At 32.5% G+C, this 16712-nt stretch carries 10 protein-coding genes; all 10 read left to right on the forward strand.

The window, feature by feature from the left end; translation table 11 throughout:
- Positions 1-3 precede the first annotated feature (3 nt).
- The 10 genes from Q4512_RS11015 to Q4512_RS11060 all read left to right on the forward strand — a co-directional run bounded on the left by Q4512_RS11015 (position 4) and on the right by Q4512_RS11060 (position 16552).
- Positions 4-1251, forward strand: a complete 1248-nt coding sequence (locus tag Q4512_RS11015) for a hypothetical protein (RefSeq protein ID WP_303424391.1) — start codon at positions 4-6, stop codon at positions 1249-1251.
- A gap of 14 nt (positions 1252-1265) precedes the next feature.
- Positions 1266-1526 (forward strand): DUF4212 domain-containing protein, encoded by a 261-nt coding sequence (locus Q4512_RS11020; RefSeq protein WP_303424392.1) that lies wholly within the window; start codon positions 1266-1268, stop codon positions 1524-1526.
- Positions 1527-1641: 115 nt separating this feature from the next.
- On the forward strand, positions 1642-3408 hold the full coding sequence (locus tag Q4512_RS11025) for a sodium:solute symporter family protein (RefSeq protein ID WP_303424394.1): 1767 nt from the start codon (positions 1642-1644) through the stop codon (positions 3406-3408).
- 124 nt (positions 3409-3532) lie between these two features.
- Positions 3533-3727: a hypothetical protein gene (locus tag Q4512_RS11030; protein ID WP_303424396.1), complete on the forward strand. Its 195-nt coding sequence runs from the start codon at positions 3533-3535 to the stop codon at positions 3725-3727.
- On the forward strand, positions 3720-6410 hold the full coding sequence (locus Q4512_RS11035) for a sensor histidine kinase (protein ID WP_303424398.1): 2691 nt from the start codon (positions 3720-3722) through the stop codon (positions 6408-6410). Before Q4512_RS11030 ends, Q4512_RS11035 begins: the two co-directional genes overlap by 8 nt.
- A 16-nt stretch (positions 6411-6426) precedes the next feature.
- On the forward strand, positions 6427-6792 hold the full coding sequence (locus Q4512_RS11040) for a response regulator transcription factor (protein WP_303424400.1): 366 nt from the start codon (positions 6427-6429) through the stop codon (positions 6790-6792).
- 72 nt (positions 6793-6864) lie between these two features.
- Positions 6865-7080: a hypothetical protein gene (locus tag Q4512_RS11045; RefSeq protein ID WP_303424401.1), complete on the forward strand. Its 216-nt coding sequence runs from the start codon at positions 6865-6867 to the stop codon at positions 7078-7080.
- A 5-nt stretch (positions 7081-7085) separates the two neighbouring features.
- Complete coding sequence (locus tag Q4512_RS11050; RefSeq protein ID WP_303424403.1) at positions 7086-8981, forward strand: acetate--CoA ligase; 1896 nt, start codon at positions 7086-7088, stop codon at positions 8979-8981.
- 183 nt (positions 8982-9164) lie between these two features.
- A complete protein-coding gene (gene acs / locus Q4512_RS11055; protein WP_303424404.1) occupies positions 9165-11072 on the forward strand; it encodes an acetate--CoA ligase in 1908 nt (635 codons plus the stop codon).
- Positions 11073-11239: 167 nt separating this feature from the next.
- Positions 11240-16552, forward strand: coding sequence for a CHAT domain-containing protein (locus tag Q4512_RS11060; RefSeq protein ID WP_303424406.1), 5313 nt, complete (start codon positions 11240-11242; stop codon positions 16550-16552).
- Positions 16553-16712 lie beyond the last annotated feature (160 nt).

The following is a 16712-nucleotide window of genomic DNA, read 5'->3' on the forward strand; positions in this document are numbered from 1 at the left end:
ACAATGAGAAAAAAAATCCTTTTATTGGTTGGACTCTTTTTAATGTCCTTTCAATATATTAAAGCGCAAGGATCTCCAGATTATTCTGGAGGACTTAAGTTTAAATTTAATGAAGATGGTTCTAAATATCTTCGGCTAATTTCTTGGGCGCAAGTTCAAGCCAATTACAACACAGATGAAACATTTGATGCAAACGGAAACGAAAACAGTAAATTAAATTTTAATTTACGTCGTGCTCGTGTTTTAATGTTTGCTCAAATTAACAAAGACTTTTTAATCCTAACACATTTTGGACTAAACAGTTTAACAAGTACTACCTTAAGTCCAACCGGAAAAGGAGATGGATCTCAACTCTTTTTTCATGATGTTTGGGCACAATATAACATAGGTGCTAACCACACTGTTGGTGGTGGATTACATTATTTTAATGGTATTTCTAGATTAAATAATCAAAGTACTTTAAATATGATGACCTTAGATAATAATCGCCAATCTTGGGCTACTATAGGTTTGTCAGATCAATTTGCACGTCACTTAGGAATTTTTGCAAAAGGTAGTTTTAACAAGCTTCAATACCGTGTTGCTATTAATGATGCTTCCAATGCAACTTTAGATAGTAGAACTCCAGTCGCTGGAGAAGATGCTGTTTATAATGGTCGTTCTTCTTTAGGTTCTAAAGATGCAGGTAAAACCTATGCCGGTTACTTTGATTATCACTTTTTCGATCAAGAATCGAATTTTTTACCTTATAAAGTTGGAACTTATTTAGGCGGAAAAAAAGTATTTAATGTAGGTGCGGGTTTCTTTTTACATCCTAAGGGATCTGTTGTAGATGATGGTACTTTATTAAATCCTGATTTAAAAGGAGAGGATGTTTCTATTTTTGCTTTAGATGCATTTTATGATGCACCAATTGGAGATAAAGGTAGCGCAATTACAGCTTATGCAGTGTATCAAAATAGTGACTATGGAAAAGATTATTTATACAGTGCTTATGGAACTGGAAGCATGTTATATGCTCATGTAGGCTATGTATTTAATGGAGATAAAAAGAAAACAAGATTTCAACCTTATCTAAGCTATGGTATGCATAACTATGATGCTGTAAGCGATGACAGAACTACTTTGGGTGTGGGGATAAATGCTTTTATGAGTGGCCATAACTCTAAGCTAACTTTAGAATATAAAAATCAACAATTTGGTGCTTTAGATGAAAATATTATTTCTCTTCAAGCAATGATATATCTATAAAATAACGAACTATTATGAGCGAAAAACAAGAACACGCATCTGCGTATTGGAAAGAAAATCTTAAATATTTAATCATATTACTAGTCATATGGTTTGTAGTATCCTTTGGATGCGGCATATTATTTAGAGAAGAGTTAAACGAAATAAGACTTGGAGGCTTTAAACTAGGTTTCTGGTTTGCACAACAAGGATCCATTTATGTATTCGTAGTACTCATTTTCGTATACGTAAGATTAATGAATAAACTAGATAAAAAATACGGTTTCGACGAGTAGTCTTAACTAATAACTAAATGTTTGCTTTATAGTTTTAATGCGATTCTTCTTTTTCTTTAGAATTTGTAGCAATAAAATTAAACACTAAAGGAAACCTAAAAAAAATAAAAATATTATGAGTGTACAAACTTGGACGTGGTTATTAGTAGGAATTACTTTTGCCTTATATTTCGGAATAGCAATTTGGGCTAGAGCAGGCTCAACTAAAGAATTTTATGTTGCTGGTGGAGGTGTTTCTCCTCTTGCAAATGGTATGGCAACAGCTGCCGATTGGATGTCTGCAGCCTCCTTTATTAGTATGGCGGGAATCATTTCCTTTGCTGGTTATGATGGTTCCGTGTATTTGATGGGTTGGACTGGAGGATACGTGCTATTAGCTTTATTGTTAGCACCTTATTTACGTAAATTTGGTAAGTTTACTGTCCCTGATTTTATTGGCGATAGATATTATTCTAACACGGCTAGAACCGTAGCAGTAATCTGTGCGCTAATTGTATCGTTTACTTATGTTGCTGGTCAGATGCGAGGCGTTGGTATCGTGTTTTCTCAGTTCTTACAAGTCGATATTAACTTGGGTGTTATTATTGGAATGACAGTCGTTTTAACTTTCGCTCTCTTAGGAGGAATGAAAGGAATTACATATACACAAGTAGCACAGTATTGTGTCTTAATCTTTGCTTTTATGGTTCCAGCATTTTTTATCTCTATGCAAATGACAGGGAATATTATTCCGCAATTAGGAATGGGAGGGACAGTAGAAGGCGGCGAGTTTCTATTAGATAAACTAGATAAATTACATACACAACTCGGTTTTAACGAATATACTAGCGGAACAAAATCTACTTGGGATGTTTTTGCTATTACTTTAGCATTAATGACAGGAACTGCAGGATTACCGCACGTGATTGTACGTTTCTTTACAGTACCTAAAGTAAAAGATGCTCGTAAATCTGCTGGTTATGCTTTATTTTTAATAGCAATTCTTTACACTACAGCTCCTGCTATTGCAGTGTTTTCAAGAACAAATTTAATTGAAACTGTTAGTAATAAAGAATATTCTGAAATTCCTGAATGGTTTAAAAATTGGGAAAACACGGGCTTAATTGCTTGGGCTGATAAAAATGGAGATGGGAAAATTCAATATGTAGCAGGTAGTGCTTTATCAAGTAAAAAACCAGTCTATACGGATGCAAGAGGAGCACATGGTGAGCGTATGGTTTCCAATGCTAGTGAAGCAACAAACGAATTATATGTAGATAGAGACATTATGGTGTTAGCTAATCCAGAAATTGCCAATTTACCTAATTGGGTTATTGCATTAGTAGCAGCTGGTGGACTTGCTGCGGCCTTGTCTACAGCAGCAGGATTATTACTAGTAATTTCTACTTCTATTTCTCATGATTTAATTAAAAAGCAATTAAAACCAGACATTTCGGATAAAGGCGAATTAACAGCTGCAAGAATCTCCATTTTTGTAGCAATATTAATTGCTGGTTACTTTGGTATTAATCCGCCAGGTTTTGTAGCTGCAGTCGTCGCGCTCGCATTTGGTCTCGCAGCTGCATCATTCTTCCCAGCAATTATTTTAGGAATCTTTGATAAGCGAATGAATAGCCAAGGTGCTATTTCAGGAATGGTTGTAGGTATCGTTTTAATGTTATTCTACATGATGAAATTTAAATTAAACATGTTTGGAGGAGGAACAAGTGAAGATTGGTGGTTTGGTACATCTCCAGAAGGGTTTGGTACTGTTGCAATGTGTGTTAACGTTGTGATTTCCTTAGTCGTTTCTCGTATGACAGTAGAGCCCCCCAAAGATGTACAAGATATGGTAGAAAGTATAAGAATACCTTCTGGAGCAGGGGAAGCTTCAGACCATTAGATTGAAGTTCTACTATAAATTATTAGAACTTGATTTAATTTAGTTAGTTAGCAAATCAGCATTACATTTATGTAGTGCTGATTTCTTATATTAGTAGAATAAAATCCAATTTATTTTTAACCGAATGAAAAAACGTCACGAACAAAAACTAGTAGTTTTATCTATAGCATTGTTTTTAATTTTTAATATCCCTTTTATACTTGTTTTTAATTTTCAAGGTGCTGTTTTTGGTGTACCAACCTTATATTTCTCTATTTTTTCTATTTGGTTGTTATCTATAATTATTTCATATATCGTTTTAAAACGCCACTATGAATAATTACGCTTTAATTTTTATTATCATTATCTATTTAGCAGTGTTATTTTACATTGCTTTTCTTGCGGAAAAGAAACGCCAAAGCAAATGGGTTAATAATCCGTATGTATATACTTTGTCTTTAGCTGTATATTGCTCGGCTTGGACGTATTATGGTAGTGTAGGAATTGCTGCAAATTCTGGGATTAACTTTTTACCTATATATTTAGGCCCAGTTATAGCAGCTCCTTTATGGATTGTTGTACTTAGAAAGATTATTAGAATTTCTAAGCAACATAAAATTTCATCTATAGCAGATTTTATTTCTCTTCGCTACGGAAACAATAGATTTTTAGGAGCATTAGTAACTATTATTTGTTTATTTGGTACTTTACCTTATATCTCATTACAGCTTAAAGCAGTTTCAGAAACTTTCGAAATTATGTCTGATGACACTAGTTATATTTCAACTGCTGTTATCGACGATTCTACATTTTATGTCGCTTTAATACTAGCTATTTTTGCGGCTTTTTTTGGAACACAAAATACAGATGCTTCCGAGAAACATAAGGGTATAATTGCTTCTGTAGCTTTCGAATCTATATTGAAATTAGTTTTCTTTTTAATCATTGGTGCTTATGTTACTTTTTATTTGTTTAATGGTACTACAGCTATTTATAATCAAATATCTATAACCGATAATTTTAAACAACTTACCACACTTAGTGGAGTAGAAGATGGTTTTAATTGGTTTTTTCTAATTGGTTTGTCTTTTATGGCTATTTTTTTATTACCAAGACAATTTCAAGTATCCGTTTTAGAGAACAATAGAGAGAAGCATTTAAAAAAAGCAATATGGCTCTTTCCTCTCTATTTGCTGCTTTTTAATCTCTTTGTTATTTTTATTGCTTGGGCTGGAAAACTCACTTTTGGTTCTACACAAAATGCAGAGTATTATTCGTTATTGTTACCGTTAGAAAATGGAAACTCCTTTTTAGCAACACTTGTTTTTTTAGGTGGATTTTCAGCGGTCATCTCCATGGTAGTTGTATCTACTTTAGCGTTATCGACCATGGTGAGTAATAACCTAGTTATTCCTTATGGTTTTTTAGATAAATTCATTAAAAATCAACCAGAGCGTAACTCTAAGTATATTAAGAATATACGTCGTATTTCTATTTTTACAATTATTATTTCTGCATATTTCTTTTATATTTCCTTCTCAAAAGAACTCTCTCTATATTCTATTGGCTTAATTTCTTTTGTCATTATTTCTCAATTAGCACCTTCTTTTTTTATTGGATTGTATTGGAATCGAGGTTCTTCAAAAGCAGCAATCATAGGTATTATTGTAGGTTTTTTAATAGCAGTATATACTTTAGTTTTACCTTTTACTTTACGCGCATACACTGGTACAGAAGATTTTACACAACTTGGGTTATTTGGTATATCTGCATTAAAACCTTATGCCCTTTTTGGTATCCATTTTTTAAGTCCACCAGCCCATGCTTTTTTCTGGAGCATGACATTTAATGTATTGAGTTATTTAGTGTTTTCACTAGTTTCTAAAGGAAATTATAGAGAACGTAATTATGCCGAGATGTTTGTAGATAGCAAAAATTTTACAACACTTCAAGATAGTGCATTGGTATGGAAAGGGGAAGCGTATGTATCGGATATTAAAAATGTATTAGTTCGTTTTTTAGGAGATAAAAGAGCCACTCGTGCTTTAAAAATTTTCTTCACAAAATATAAATTATCACAAGATACACAATTAGCAGATGCACGATTAATTAATTTTTCAGAAAAACTTCTTACAGGTAGCATTGGTTCTGCTTCTGCCAAAATACTAATTGCAAGTGTGGTAAAAGAAGAGCAGATTAGTTTGGTGGAAGTATTAAAAATTTTAGAAGAATCTAAAGATAATATAGTAAGTAATAAAGTATTGTTAGAAAAGTCTAATCAACTCACACAACTATCTTCAAAGCTTAAGGATGCTAATGAAGAATTAATTTCAAAAGATAAACAAAAAGATGAATTTTTAGATACGGTTGCACATGAACTCAAAACGCCAATTACTGGTATACGAGCTGCAACGGAGCTTTTAATGGATGAAGAAGATGACATGCCTCAGGAAATTAAATCGCAATTTTTAAAAAATATTCTTCAAGATTCTGATCGTTTAGCGCGTTTAATTCACAATATACTAGATTTTGAAAAGTTAGAAACTGGGCGCTTGCATTTAGATATGCAATATCAAGACATTCAAAAAACTATTACTAAAGCAATAAGTAGTACTTATCAAATTGCAAAGAAAAAAGAAGTCCAGATTATTAATAAAAATACACATAGTTTTAAAACCAATTATGATGAAGACCGAATCTTACAAGTACTAACCAATTTACTATCTAATGCTATTAAATTTTGCCTACCAAAAAAGGGTGAAATTATAGTAGATTATAAACTTGGTAATACATGTCTTGAAATTTCTGTAACCGACAATGGTAAAGGGATTCCAGACGAAGATCACGATTATATTTTTGATAAGTTTTATCAATCTCAAGATCAAAATACACGAAAACCCCAAGGCAGTGGTTTAGGTTTAGCAATTACGAAACAAATAGTCGAAAAGCATCACGGAAAAATTTGGGCTATAAAAGACATAAAAAACGGTGCAAGACTTGTTTTTACCATCCCTTTTAAGTAAATTGTTGTCTTAAAGTATGAAGAAGAAAATTTTAATTGTTGACGACGAACCAAATATTGTCATGTCGTTAGAATATGCCTTCAAAAAACAAGATTTTGAAGTGTTTATTGCAAGAGATGGAAGTGAAGCTTTACAGATATTAAAACATCATATTCCTAATGTGGTTTTGTTAGATATTATGATGCCAAATGTAGATGGTTATCAAACCTTAACACACATAAAAAAAACAAACGATTTTAAAGATGTCAAGGTGGTATTTTTAACTGCAAAAAATAAAGCTTCAGATATTGAAAAGGGTATAAAACTTGGAGCTGATAAGTATTTAACCAAACCTTTTTCAGTAAAAAAAATAGTTTCAGAAATACTGGAATTAGTAACTTAGAAATAGTTTTTTAAGTTTTTTTAAAGTTGGTTTTGTGTGCAAACAAACTAAGTTTAATTAAAGTTTAAAGACATGAAATTTCACATCAATCCATTAGCATCAGATATTATTATTAGTATCTACATTATTGCTACACTTTTTTTAAGGTTTAAATTCGAAAGTGAAACCTATACAAGTCCTATGCTTTCTATAGTAATGGGAATTTGTTTTGTAGCTATTATTTGGGTGCTTATCAAGCTTAAGGTGCTTAATCCTAACTGGTTTGGATTACTAAACTCTAAAAATTAGTAGTCATGAATTACCAAGAATTTTATCAAAAAAGTATTCAGCATCCAAAACATTTTTGGAAAGAACAAGCAAATCAAATCGATTGGTTTAAAACACCAAATACTATCTTATCTAAAGATAAGTATAATTATAACCAATGGTTTGCAGATGGGGAGCTTAACCTCAGTTATTTGTGTGTTGACAAGCATATTAAAGATGGTTTCGGAAACCAAAATGCACTCATTTACGACTCGCCTGTTACTAACAATAAAGAACATATTACCTTTAATCAATTGCACCACGAAGTTTCAAAATTAGCTGGTGGATTACAAAGTTTAGGACTAGAAAAAGGGGATACTTGTATTATATATATGCCAATGATTCCGCAAGCGCTATATAGCATGTTAGCTTGTGCAAGAATTGGTGTTATACATTCGGTAGTTTTTGGCGGATTTGCACCGCATGAATTAGCTATTCGAATAGATGACTGTAAGCCAAAAATAATTATTACAGCATCCAACGGTATAGAAATCAATAAAATTATTCCTTATAAACCTTTTGTAGATCAAGCAATCGCTAAAGCTGAAAATAAACCTGAACGTGTTATCGTTTTCGATAGACAGTTAGGTGTAGATATTCCAAATAAAAACTACGATGTAGATTACACAACTTTAGTTGAGAAATCCCCTAAAGTAGAAGCGATATCCTTAAAAGCAACACATCCTTCTTACATATTATATACTTCTGGAACAACAGGGACTCCTAAAGGAATTATTAGAGACACAGGAGGTTATGCAACTGCTTTAAAATTCTCTATGAAATATATTTATGGTGTAAATGAAGGCGATACCTTTTGGGCAGCAAGTGATGTTGGTTGGGTGGTAGGACATAGTTATATTGCCTACGGACCATTATTAAACAGAAATACTACAGTTTTATTTGAAGGAAAACCAATACGAACACCAGATGCATCTACTTTTTGGCGCGTGATTAGTGAACATCAAGTAAAAGTAATGTTCACTGCTCCAACAGCAATTAGAGCGATTAAAAAGGAGGATCCTAATGGTGACTTATTAAAAGCATTTGATTTATCCTGTTTAAAATATCAATTTTTAGCAGGAGAACGTTGCGATGTAGCTACACTAAATTGGACCGAAGAAAAATTGAAAGTTCCAGTAATAGACCATTGGTGGCAAACCGAAAGTGGCTGGCCAATGTTAGCTAATATGGTTGGAGTGGCATTACAAGAAGTAAAACCAGGGTCTGCAAGTTTTCCAGTTTGCGGTTATGATATTCAAATTTTAGATGAAGATGGTGACGAAGTAGCATCTAGTGTAGAAGGTTATGTTGCTGTAAAACTACCATTGCCACCAGGTACTTTAATGAATCTTTGGGAAAACCCAGAACGTTTTAAATCTGGATATTTAGATCGTTTTCCTGGGTATTATTTTTCAGGTGATGGAGGCTATAAAGATGAAGACGGTTATGTCTTTATAACAGGTCGTGTTGATGATATTATTAATGTTGCAGGGCATCGATTGTCCACTGCAGAAATGGAAGAAATTGTAGCATCTCACAATGCCGTAGCAGAGTGTGCCGTATTTGGTGTGCATTGCGAAATTAAAGGCCAAAAGCCATTGGGGCTTATAGTTTTGAAGTCTGGTGAAGAAAAAATGAAAAACCAAATTGAAACAGAAATAGTACAAGATGTACGAAGGGAAATTGGAGCAGTTGCTTCGTTTAGAGATGTTTTAGTTGTTAATCGATTGCCAAAAACCAGAAGCGGAAAAATTCTACGTAAATTGTTACGTAATATCGCAGATGAGCAACAATACAATATACCTTCAACTATTGATGATGTACATATAATTAACGAAATTGAATCTGTTTATAAAAGCCATCATATTGGAATTCACAAATAGTTCTCGATACAATGCTATTAAAATCGCATTACTCAAAGAGACGAGATAGTATAAAGAATGAAAATGATGACGTCACATCTAGTGATTTTTGAGGAGCTAGAAAATAATATTGAGAAGCAAATAAAAGTAAAAAAAAACCACACTGCGCTTGCCAAAGTGTCTAAATAAAATAAATAACACATTATGAGTAATTACCACATTAAACACCTAGAAGAATATTATCAAGTCTATAGAAAATCGGTTAGAAATCCTGAGAATTTTTGGGAAGAAATTGCAGAAGAACATTTTCTATGGCGAAAAAAATGGGATACCGTTTTAGAATGGGATTTCTCTAAACCAGAAGTAAAATGGTTTCAAGGAGCACAACTAAATATCACCGAAAATTGTATCGATAGACATTTAGCGACTCGAGGGGATAAAACTGCTATTTTATTCGAACCAAATGATCCAAATGAAGGAGCAGAGCACATCACATATAAACAACTTCACCACCGTGTTAATAAATTTGCAAATGTTTTAAAGGAGCAAGGTGTAAAAAAAGGAGATCGCGTTTGTATTTATGTTCCAATGATTCCAGAGTTGGCAATTTCGGTTTTGGCATGTGCTAGAATAGGAGCAATTCACTCTGTCGTTTTTGCAGGTTTTTCTGCAACAGCATTGGCAACTAGAATAAATGATAGCGATTGCAAAATGGTAATTACTAGTGATGGTTCTTATCGTGGTGCAAAAACAATTGATTTAAAAGGAATTGTAGATGAAGCTCTAGAAAGTTGCCCTGGTGTAAAAACGGTTCTGGTCGCTAAGCGAATCAATTCCGATATAAAAATGAAAGAAGGTCGTGATAAATGGCTACAACCTTTATTAGACGATGCTTCTAACCAATGTAAGGCCGAAATTATGCAAGCTGAAGATCCATTATTTATTTTATATACTTCAGGTTCTACAGGTAAACCAAAAGGAATGGTACATACCACTGCAGGTTATATGGTATACACAGCATATACGTTTAAAAATGCATTTCAATATAAAGAAAATGATGTGTATTGGTGTACAGCAGATATTGGTTGGATTACAGGACATAGCTATATTGTTTATGGGCCATTAGCTAATGGGGCAACTAGTGTTATGTTTGAAGGGGTACCAAGTTATCCAGATTTTGGACGTTTTTGGGATATTGTAGAAAAGCACAAAGTAAATCAGTTTTACACTGCACCAACTGCAATTCGTGCCTTGGCAAAGCAAGGTGTAGAATTGGTAGAAAAATACGATTTATCCTCTCTTAAAGTTTTAGGAAGTGTTGGAGAGCCAATCAATGAAGAAGCTTGGCATTGGTATAATGATAATGTAGGTAAAGGTCAAAGTCCTATTATAGATTCTTGGTGGCAAACCGAAACTGGTGGAATTATGATTACACCAATTCCGTATGTAACACCAACAAAACCAACCTATGCAACTTTACCTTTTATTGGTATTCAACCTTGCTTAATGAATGAAAACGGGGAAGAATTAAAAGGCAACCAAGTAGAAGGGCGTTTGTGTATTAAATTTCCTTGGCCAAGTATAGCAAGAACCATTTGGGGAAACCACCAGCGTTATAAGGACACCTATTTTTCAGCCTATGAAAACAAATATTTTACAGGGGATGGCGCATTGCGAGATGAGGTAGGTTATTACAGAATAACTGGTAGAGTAGATGATGTTATTATTGTTTCTGGCCATAACTTGGGTACAGCTCCAATCGAAGATGCAATTAATGAACACCCAGCTGTTTCCGAAAGTGCAATTGTAGGTTTTCCTCACGATGTAAAAGGAAGTGCACTATATGGTTATATTACATTAAAAGATGTTGGTGAAAGTAGAAATCATGATAATTTACGAATTGAAATAAACCAACTAATTTCCGATAGAATTGGTCCAATAGCAAAATTAAATAAAATACAGTTTACTAACGGGTTACCAAAAACAAGAAGTGGGAAAATTATGCGACGTATTTTACGTAAAATAGCAGAAAAGGACACTTCTAATTTAGGAGATATTAGTACCCTATTAAATCCAGAATGTGTACAAGATATTATGGATAATGCACTTTAAAAGTTAAATCTTTTTTTTGTATATTTATTGAAGTTAATTTTAACTATTTCTTCCTAGAAATAAATTAATAGCATCAAACTATCTGCATTCAGATAGATTCACGCGTAGAAAACTAATTTTCTGCGCGTGAATTATATGTTTTATAAAACATTAATTAGGTGCGTATTATGATAAAAAAAGCAAAGTTTTACGGAAATGAAATTAAAGTGGATAATATTGATAGTATTCTACCAATAGCATTACACAATAAATTTGAATTAAAAACCAGTATTGAGGTATCTTCTAATAGATCAGAAAATAAACCAATAATTGTAGAATTTGAAGCACACGATTTGCTGGCTTTGCAATTTACAGATAATACAGAATGGATAGGGCATCCAGAAGATATTCAAGAAATATATAATGAAAAAACATTAGAAAAAAGATCTGGTGGTGACGATGATTATTTATTTGAAACTCAAATAGCAACAGACGAAAATTCTAGAGGACTCATTAAACGCGCTTTAGTAAAGGTGTTTAGTGTTTTTAAGGCAAAAAAAGTAGCTCAAGTTTCTATGAAGATTCTTGGTCAGACTTATGATAAAAAAATTCAGCCACATCCAGGATTATATCAAGTAGATGCTAATTTTAAATTAGTGCCTTATAAAAAATCAAAACAAGATAAATACTTAGTATTACTTCATGGTACATTATCTACTACTATTGATGCTTTTGGTAGTTTAAATAGTAGTAATACATGGCAAGAAATAATGGATATTTATGGTGACAATATTTTAGCATTAGAACATTATACCTTATCTCATAGCCCATTGCAAAATGCATTAGATTTTTTAAAACTTTGTCCAGAAGATTGTACTATCGATATATTAAGCCATTCTAGAGGAGGATTAATAGCAGATATTTTAGCTAAATGTGATTTTAGAAATTATATTTCTAAAGTAGGTTTTAGCGAAAATGAATTAAGTATTCTAAAAAAAGAAGATGCGCATTCCTATAAACTAATGCAAGAAATTAATGCGCTAGTAGTAAATAAGCGAATTAAAATAGATAAAGTAGTACGAGTAGCAGCTCCAGCTAGTGGAACTACTATTCTTTCTAGAAGAGCAGATCATTTTTTTAATCTCCTTTTAAACGCTATTTCTATAGCTTTAGGTGTTAGAAATCCAATGTATGAAGCTGTAAAATCTTTCCTTATGGAATTGATTTCTCAAAAAGAAAACCCTGAAGTATTGCCAGGATTAAATAGCATGATGCCAGAATCTTTGTTTCAAAAAATGATGAATGCGGCAGATACAATTGTTGCTGGTGATTTGTATGTTATTTCTGGAGATTCAGATGTTTCAGGAGTAAACTTTAGCTCGCTAAAAGTAATTCTTGCTAATCTTTTTTACCGAACAGCAAATGATCTTGTAGTGGATACCTATCGTATGGTTCATGGTGTACAAAGAACAAATGGGGTTCACGTTTTTCCTTCCAAAGGAAGTAATACAAATCATTTTAAATACTTTTCTAATGTAAAATCTTGCGATGCTATTATCCAGGCTTTTAACGATTCCGAACAACATCCAGCTTCTGTTTATACGAAACTTCTTAATGCAGAAAATGGAGATAGAGGAGTAATACTTGATAAGTTTTCGTTAGAAGGTTTTTCATTAAAACCAAGTAATATTACTCGAGATGTTGTTATTATTATTCCAGGAATTATGGGATCTACTTTAGCTACCGATGAAGATGACCAATGGGTAAACATGCGTAACATTAATAAAGGAGCTATTGTAAATGAATTAAATATTAGCTCAGATAAAGTAAAAGCTTCAGGTATTATTAAAGACTTTTATTCTAAAATAAGTGAGTATTATGCAGGTAAGTATGATGTAATAACCCTAGAGTTTGACTGGCGAAAATCTCTAAAAGGTGCTGCAAAAGAATTAAGTAGTCAATTAGAAAAGCTAATAGAATCGAATGCTAATATTAATATTATAGCGCATTCTATGGGAGGATTAGTTGCTAGACAATGCATGATGGATTTTAAAGATTTATGGGCTGCGTTTTCTGATAATAAAAAGAATAAATTTATTATGCTTGGTACACCTTGGATGGGCTCTTATCTCATCATGGAAGTACTAACAGGTCATAGCAGACGAGTAAAACAATTAGCCGCTTTAGACTTTAGAAATAACAAAAAAGACCTACTAAAAATTTTCTGGAAATACCCTGGAGTATTCGAGTTATTACCAATAGAAAAATATAGCAAAAGACCGTTTTGGGATCCACAGTTTTGGGCAGATTTAGATAAAGTAGCCAATTTAAAACACATGCCTCCAGCTAGTAAAAATACGAGATCGTTAAAGGAGTTTGAGAATTTTAGAATAAGCGTACTTGACTTTCTTAAAGATTTAGAAAAACAGGAAAATAAAGACTTTTTTAAAAATATATATTATGTAGCTGGAAAAGCAGACGAAACTGTTTTCGACTATACATTTAAAAGTAGATTTTTATCTAGTTATGAAAAACTAGTATATAAAGCAACCTCTTATGGCGACGGAAGTGTAACCTGGCAATCTGGAATTCCGAAACAATTAATAGGCAGTCCAAATTTATACTATTCCAATACAACGCATGGCGAGTTAGCAAACGAGTCTTATATTTTTGATGGTCTTGAAGATATAATCGCAACAGGAAGTACTAATAAATTAAGTACACAACAACCAAAATCTAGAAGTGGCGAAGTAATTAGCGAAGTATATAAATATGCCGAACCACTAAACAATGAACAGGATATTATTAAAGCATTATTCGATACACAACAAGTTGCAGAAAAGGAAGCAGAAATGATTAATGTTAGCGTAATAAATGGTGATTTACGTATCTCTTCTTATCCAGTATTGGTTGGTCATTTTTATATGGATTTAATTTTAAGCGCAGAAAAAGCATTAGATAGTTACTTAAATAGTCGCTTGTCGCAGCGTTTAGATATTGGTTATTATCCAGGTAAAGTAGGTGAAAGCGAAGTGTTTTTTAATTTAAAAACCCAACCAAAAGGAGCTGTGATTTGCGGACTAGGAAGCTCCGATACATTAACCACTTTTTTATTAGCTAAAACAGTAAAAATGGCAACCCTAAAGTACGCCATGTTTTTGCGAGATAACTATACCTTACCAGAAGCTAAAAAATATGCTACAGGAATTTCGGCAATATTAATAGGTATTGGTTATGGTAAATTACCGTTAGAAGATTCTCTTAAAGGTATTTTACTAGGCATATCTGCAGCAAATGCATACATAAAAGATAGAGGAGAAGGTTTAAAACAAATTAAAGATTTAGAAATTATTAACTATTACGAATCTGTAGCAAGTCAAGCATATTTCAGTTTAAGTAGAATGCAAGATAATGATAACCGAATTTTAATTAATCTAACAAAAGGTGTTTTGCGTAGAGCAGGAGCCAAAAAGAAACAACTATATTCCGATAGCAAATATAACTGGTGGTATAACCTACACATTAATGGTGTTTTAAAATCAGATAATGATAAAAATGAAAAAGACAATGTAGTAGGATTTAAATATTATTCCTCTAATGGGTTGGCAAGAGTTGAACAAGAAATGATAGATATTGGCTTATATAAAATTAACTTTTTATTACAACAAAAATCTTATCAATCTACTTGGGACCAAAGATTATCTAAGGCATTATTTGAAATGTTAATACCTAACGAGTTTAAAAACACTTTTAGAAATCAAGCCAATATGATTATCAAGTTAGATAAAAATGCGGCACAAATACCTTGGGAACTTTTACACGATCACGAGACTGACGAAACACCAGCAGCAGTGAGTTCTAGTTTTATTAGACAACTAGTAACAGAGTACGCAACAAACAACACTCAAGTATCCTTAAATAATAACAGTGTTTTTGTAGTTGGAGACCCAATATATAATAGTGACAATTTACCTCAATTACCAGCAGCAAAAGAAGAAGCAGAATGGGTAACCAAAAAATTAAATCAGTTTGGTTTCGAAACCAATTCTATGATTAGTGCCTCGGCAGCACCTATAATGATGGAGCTGTTTAATAAAAAATATAAGATATTACATTTTGCAGGACATGGTTTATACGATCCAGAAAATAAAGAAGTAGGTATCGCAATTGGAGATAACATTTGTATAGATCCAGCAACCATAAACCAATTGGGGTACGTACCAGAATTTGTGTTTATTAATTGTTGTTATTCAGGTACAATAAATGTAAAAGACGAAAAATATACTAGAGAACGTTACCGATTAGCTGCAAACGTAGGAACGCAACTTATAGAAATGGGAGTAAAGGCCATTGTAATTTCAGGTTGGGCTGTCAATGATGCTGCAGCAAAAACGTTTTCCGAAGTATTTTATAAAAACATGCTCGATGGAGATATGTTTGGTAGTGCTGTACAAAAAGCAAGATTAGCATGTTATCAAAACCATTCTAATACCAATACTTGGGGAGCATATCAATGTTACGGAAATCAGTTTTATAGATTTTTTACTAGAGGTTCTAATAAAAAAGAAGAATTCGAATATGTAATCCCTTCTCAAGTATATACAGATTTCGATAACCTTTTAATAGCGATTAGAGATCAAAAATATAACAGCAATCAAGCACTTAAAAAATTAGAATACTATTTAGAAAAAGTAGAACAAGCAAACCTACTAGACGCTAATATTTTAGAAAAAGAAGCATTAGTGTACAACGAGTTAGGCGAAACAGAAATAGCATTACAAAAATTTAAAGACCTATTTGTTTACTCAAATGGTAATTTTTCAATCGAAGCCTTAGAGCAATACTGTATTATTAAAACCAATCATTTAAATAATAAAACGCTTATAAACGATCTTCAAGAAATCGAATTTTTAACTTTAGTAGGCAAAAACCCTTGTCGATTAAACATTGTTGGTAATGCTTACAAACTAGCATCAACACATTTAGAATCTAAAAACAAAAAAATAGAATACCTTAAAAAAGCATTTGCAATGTATGTAGATTCGTATAAAACTTCTACCAATAAATACGATGGTAATAGCTTAGATGCTATGTCAAACCTAATATTTATAGGACATATTATAGAACTTTTAGACGACGAAAAACTAGAAGACCTAATAGCAAATAGTGGCGCTTTCGAAAACAGTGTAGACATAAAATCTTACCTAATAGATTTTCATCAAGAACTAGAAGATTATGATAAAACCGACTTAGATGTCTCTGTGCTAATTGGTATGGCAGAAGCTAATTTCGGGCTCATGCTAATCAACAATAACTTTAAACCAAACATCGAAATAGATATTATAGACAGGTTTAAACATGTTTTTCAGCTCCTATATAGTCCACGATATATTAAAAATGAAATTATTCAAATCGACTTTTTACTATGTTATATAAAAGATAAAACCATTAGAGAACAATTAAAAACAATAAAATTAGAAATAGAAAAGTTGCTTAATTAGTTGGGCATTTCACTTTTTCGCTAAAGCTACAAACTGTCGGGCTTTCACTACTCGCTCTCTGCGAGGAGCTCAAACACGCGTTCAATCCCTAATGCGAAAACAACCTCTTTCTTAAAAACAAAAAACCTTGCGATTTTATGCTTATAAAAGTATAAAATCG

This window comes from Oceanihabitans sp. 2_MG-2023, assembly GCF_030547245.1.
Taxonomy (GTDB): domain Bacteria; phylum Bacteroidota; class Bacteroidia; order Flavobacteriales; family Flavobacteriaceae; genus Oceanihabitans.

Coding starts and splice junctions, on each gene's coding strand:
- Q4512_RS11035 (WP_303424398.1), top strand. CDS start 3,720: ATGAATAATTACGCTTTAATTTTTATTATCATTATCTATTTAGCAGTG.
- Q4512_RS11025 (WP_303424394.1), top strand. CDS start 1,642: ATGAGTGTACAAACTTGGACGTGGTTATTAGTAGGAATTACTTTTGCC.
- Q4512_RS11040 (WP_303424400.1), top strand. CDS start 6,427: ATGAAGAAGAAAATTTTAATTGTTGACGACGAACCAAATATTGTCATG.
- Q4512_RS11045 (WP_303424401.1), top strand. CDS start 6,865: ATGAAATTTCACATCAATCCATTAGCATCAGATATTATTATTAGTATC.
- Q4512_RS11015 (WP_303424391.1), top strand. CDS start 4: ATGAGAAAAAAAATCCTTTTATTGGTTGGACTCTTTTTAATGTCCTTT.
- Q4512_RS11030 (WP_303424396.1), top strand. CDS start 3,533: ATGAAAAAACGTCACGAACAAAAACTAGTAGTTTTATCTATAGCATTG.
- acs (WP_303424404.1), top strand. CDS start 9,165: ATGAGTAATTACCACATTAAACACCTAGAAGAATATTATCAAGTCTAT.
- Q4512_RS11050 (WP_303424403.1), top strand. CDS start 7,086: ATGAATTACCAAGAATTTTATCAAAAAAGTATTCAGCATCCAAAACAT.
- Q4512_RS11020 (WP_303424392.1), top strand. CDS start 1,266: ATGAGCGAAAAACAAGAACACGCATCTGCGTATTGGAAAGAAAATCTT.
- Q4512_RS11060 (WP_303424406.1), top strand. CDS start 11,240: ATGATAAAAAAAGCAAAGTTTTACGGAAATGAAATTAAAGTGGATAAT.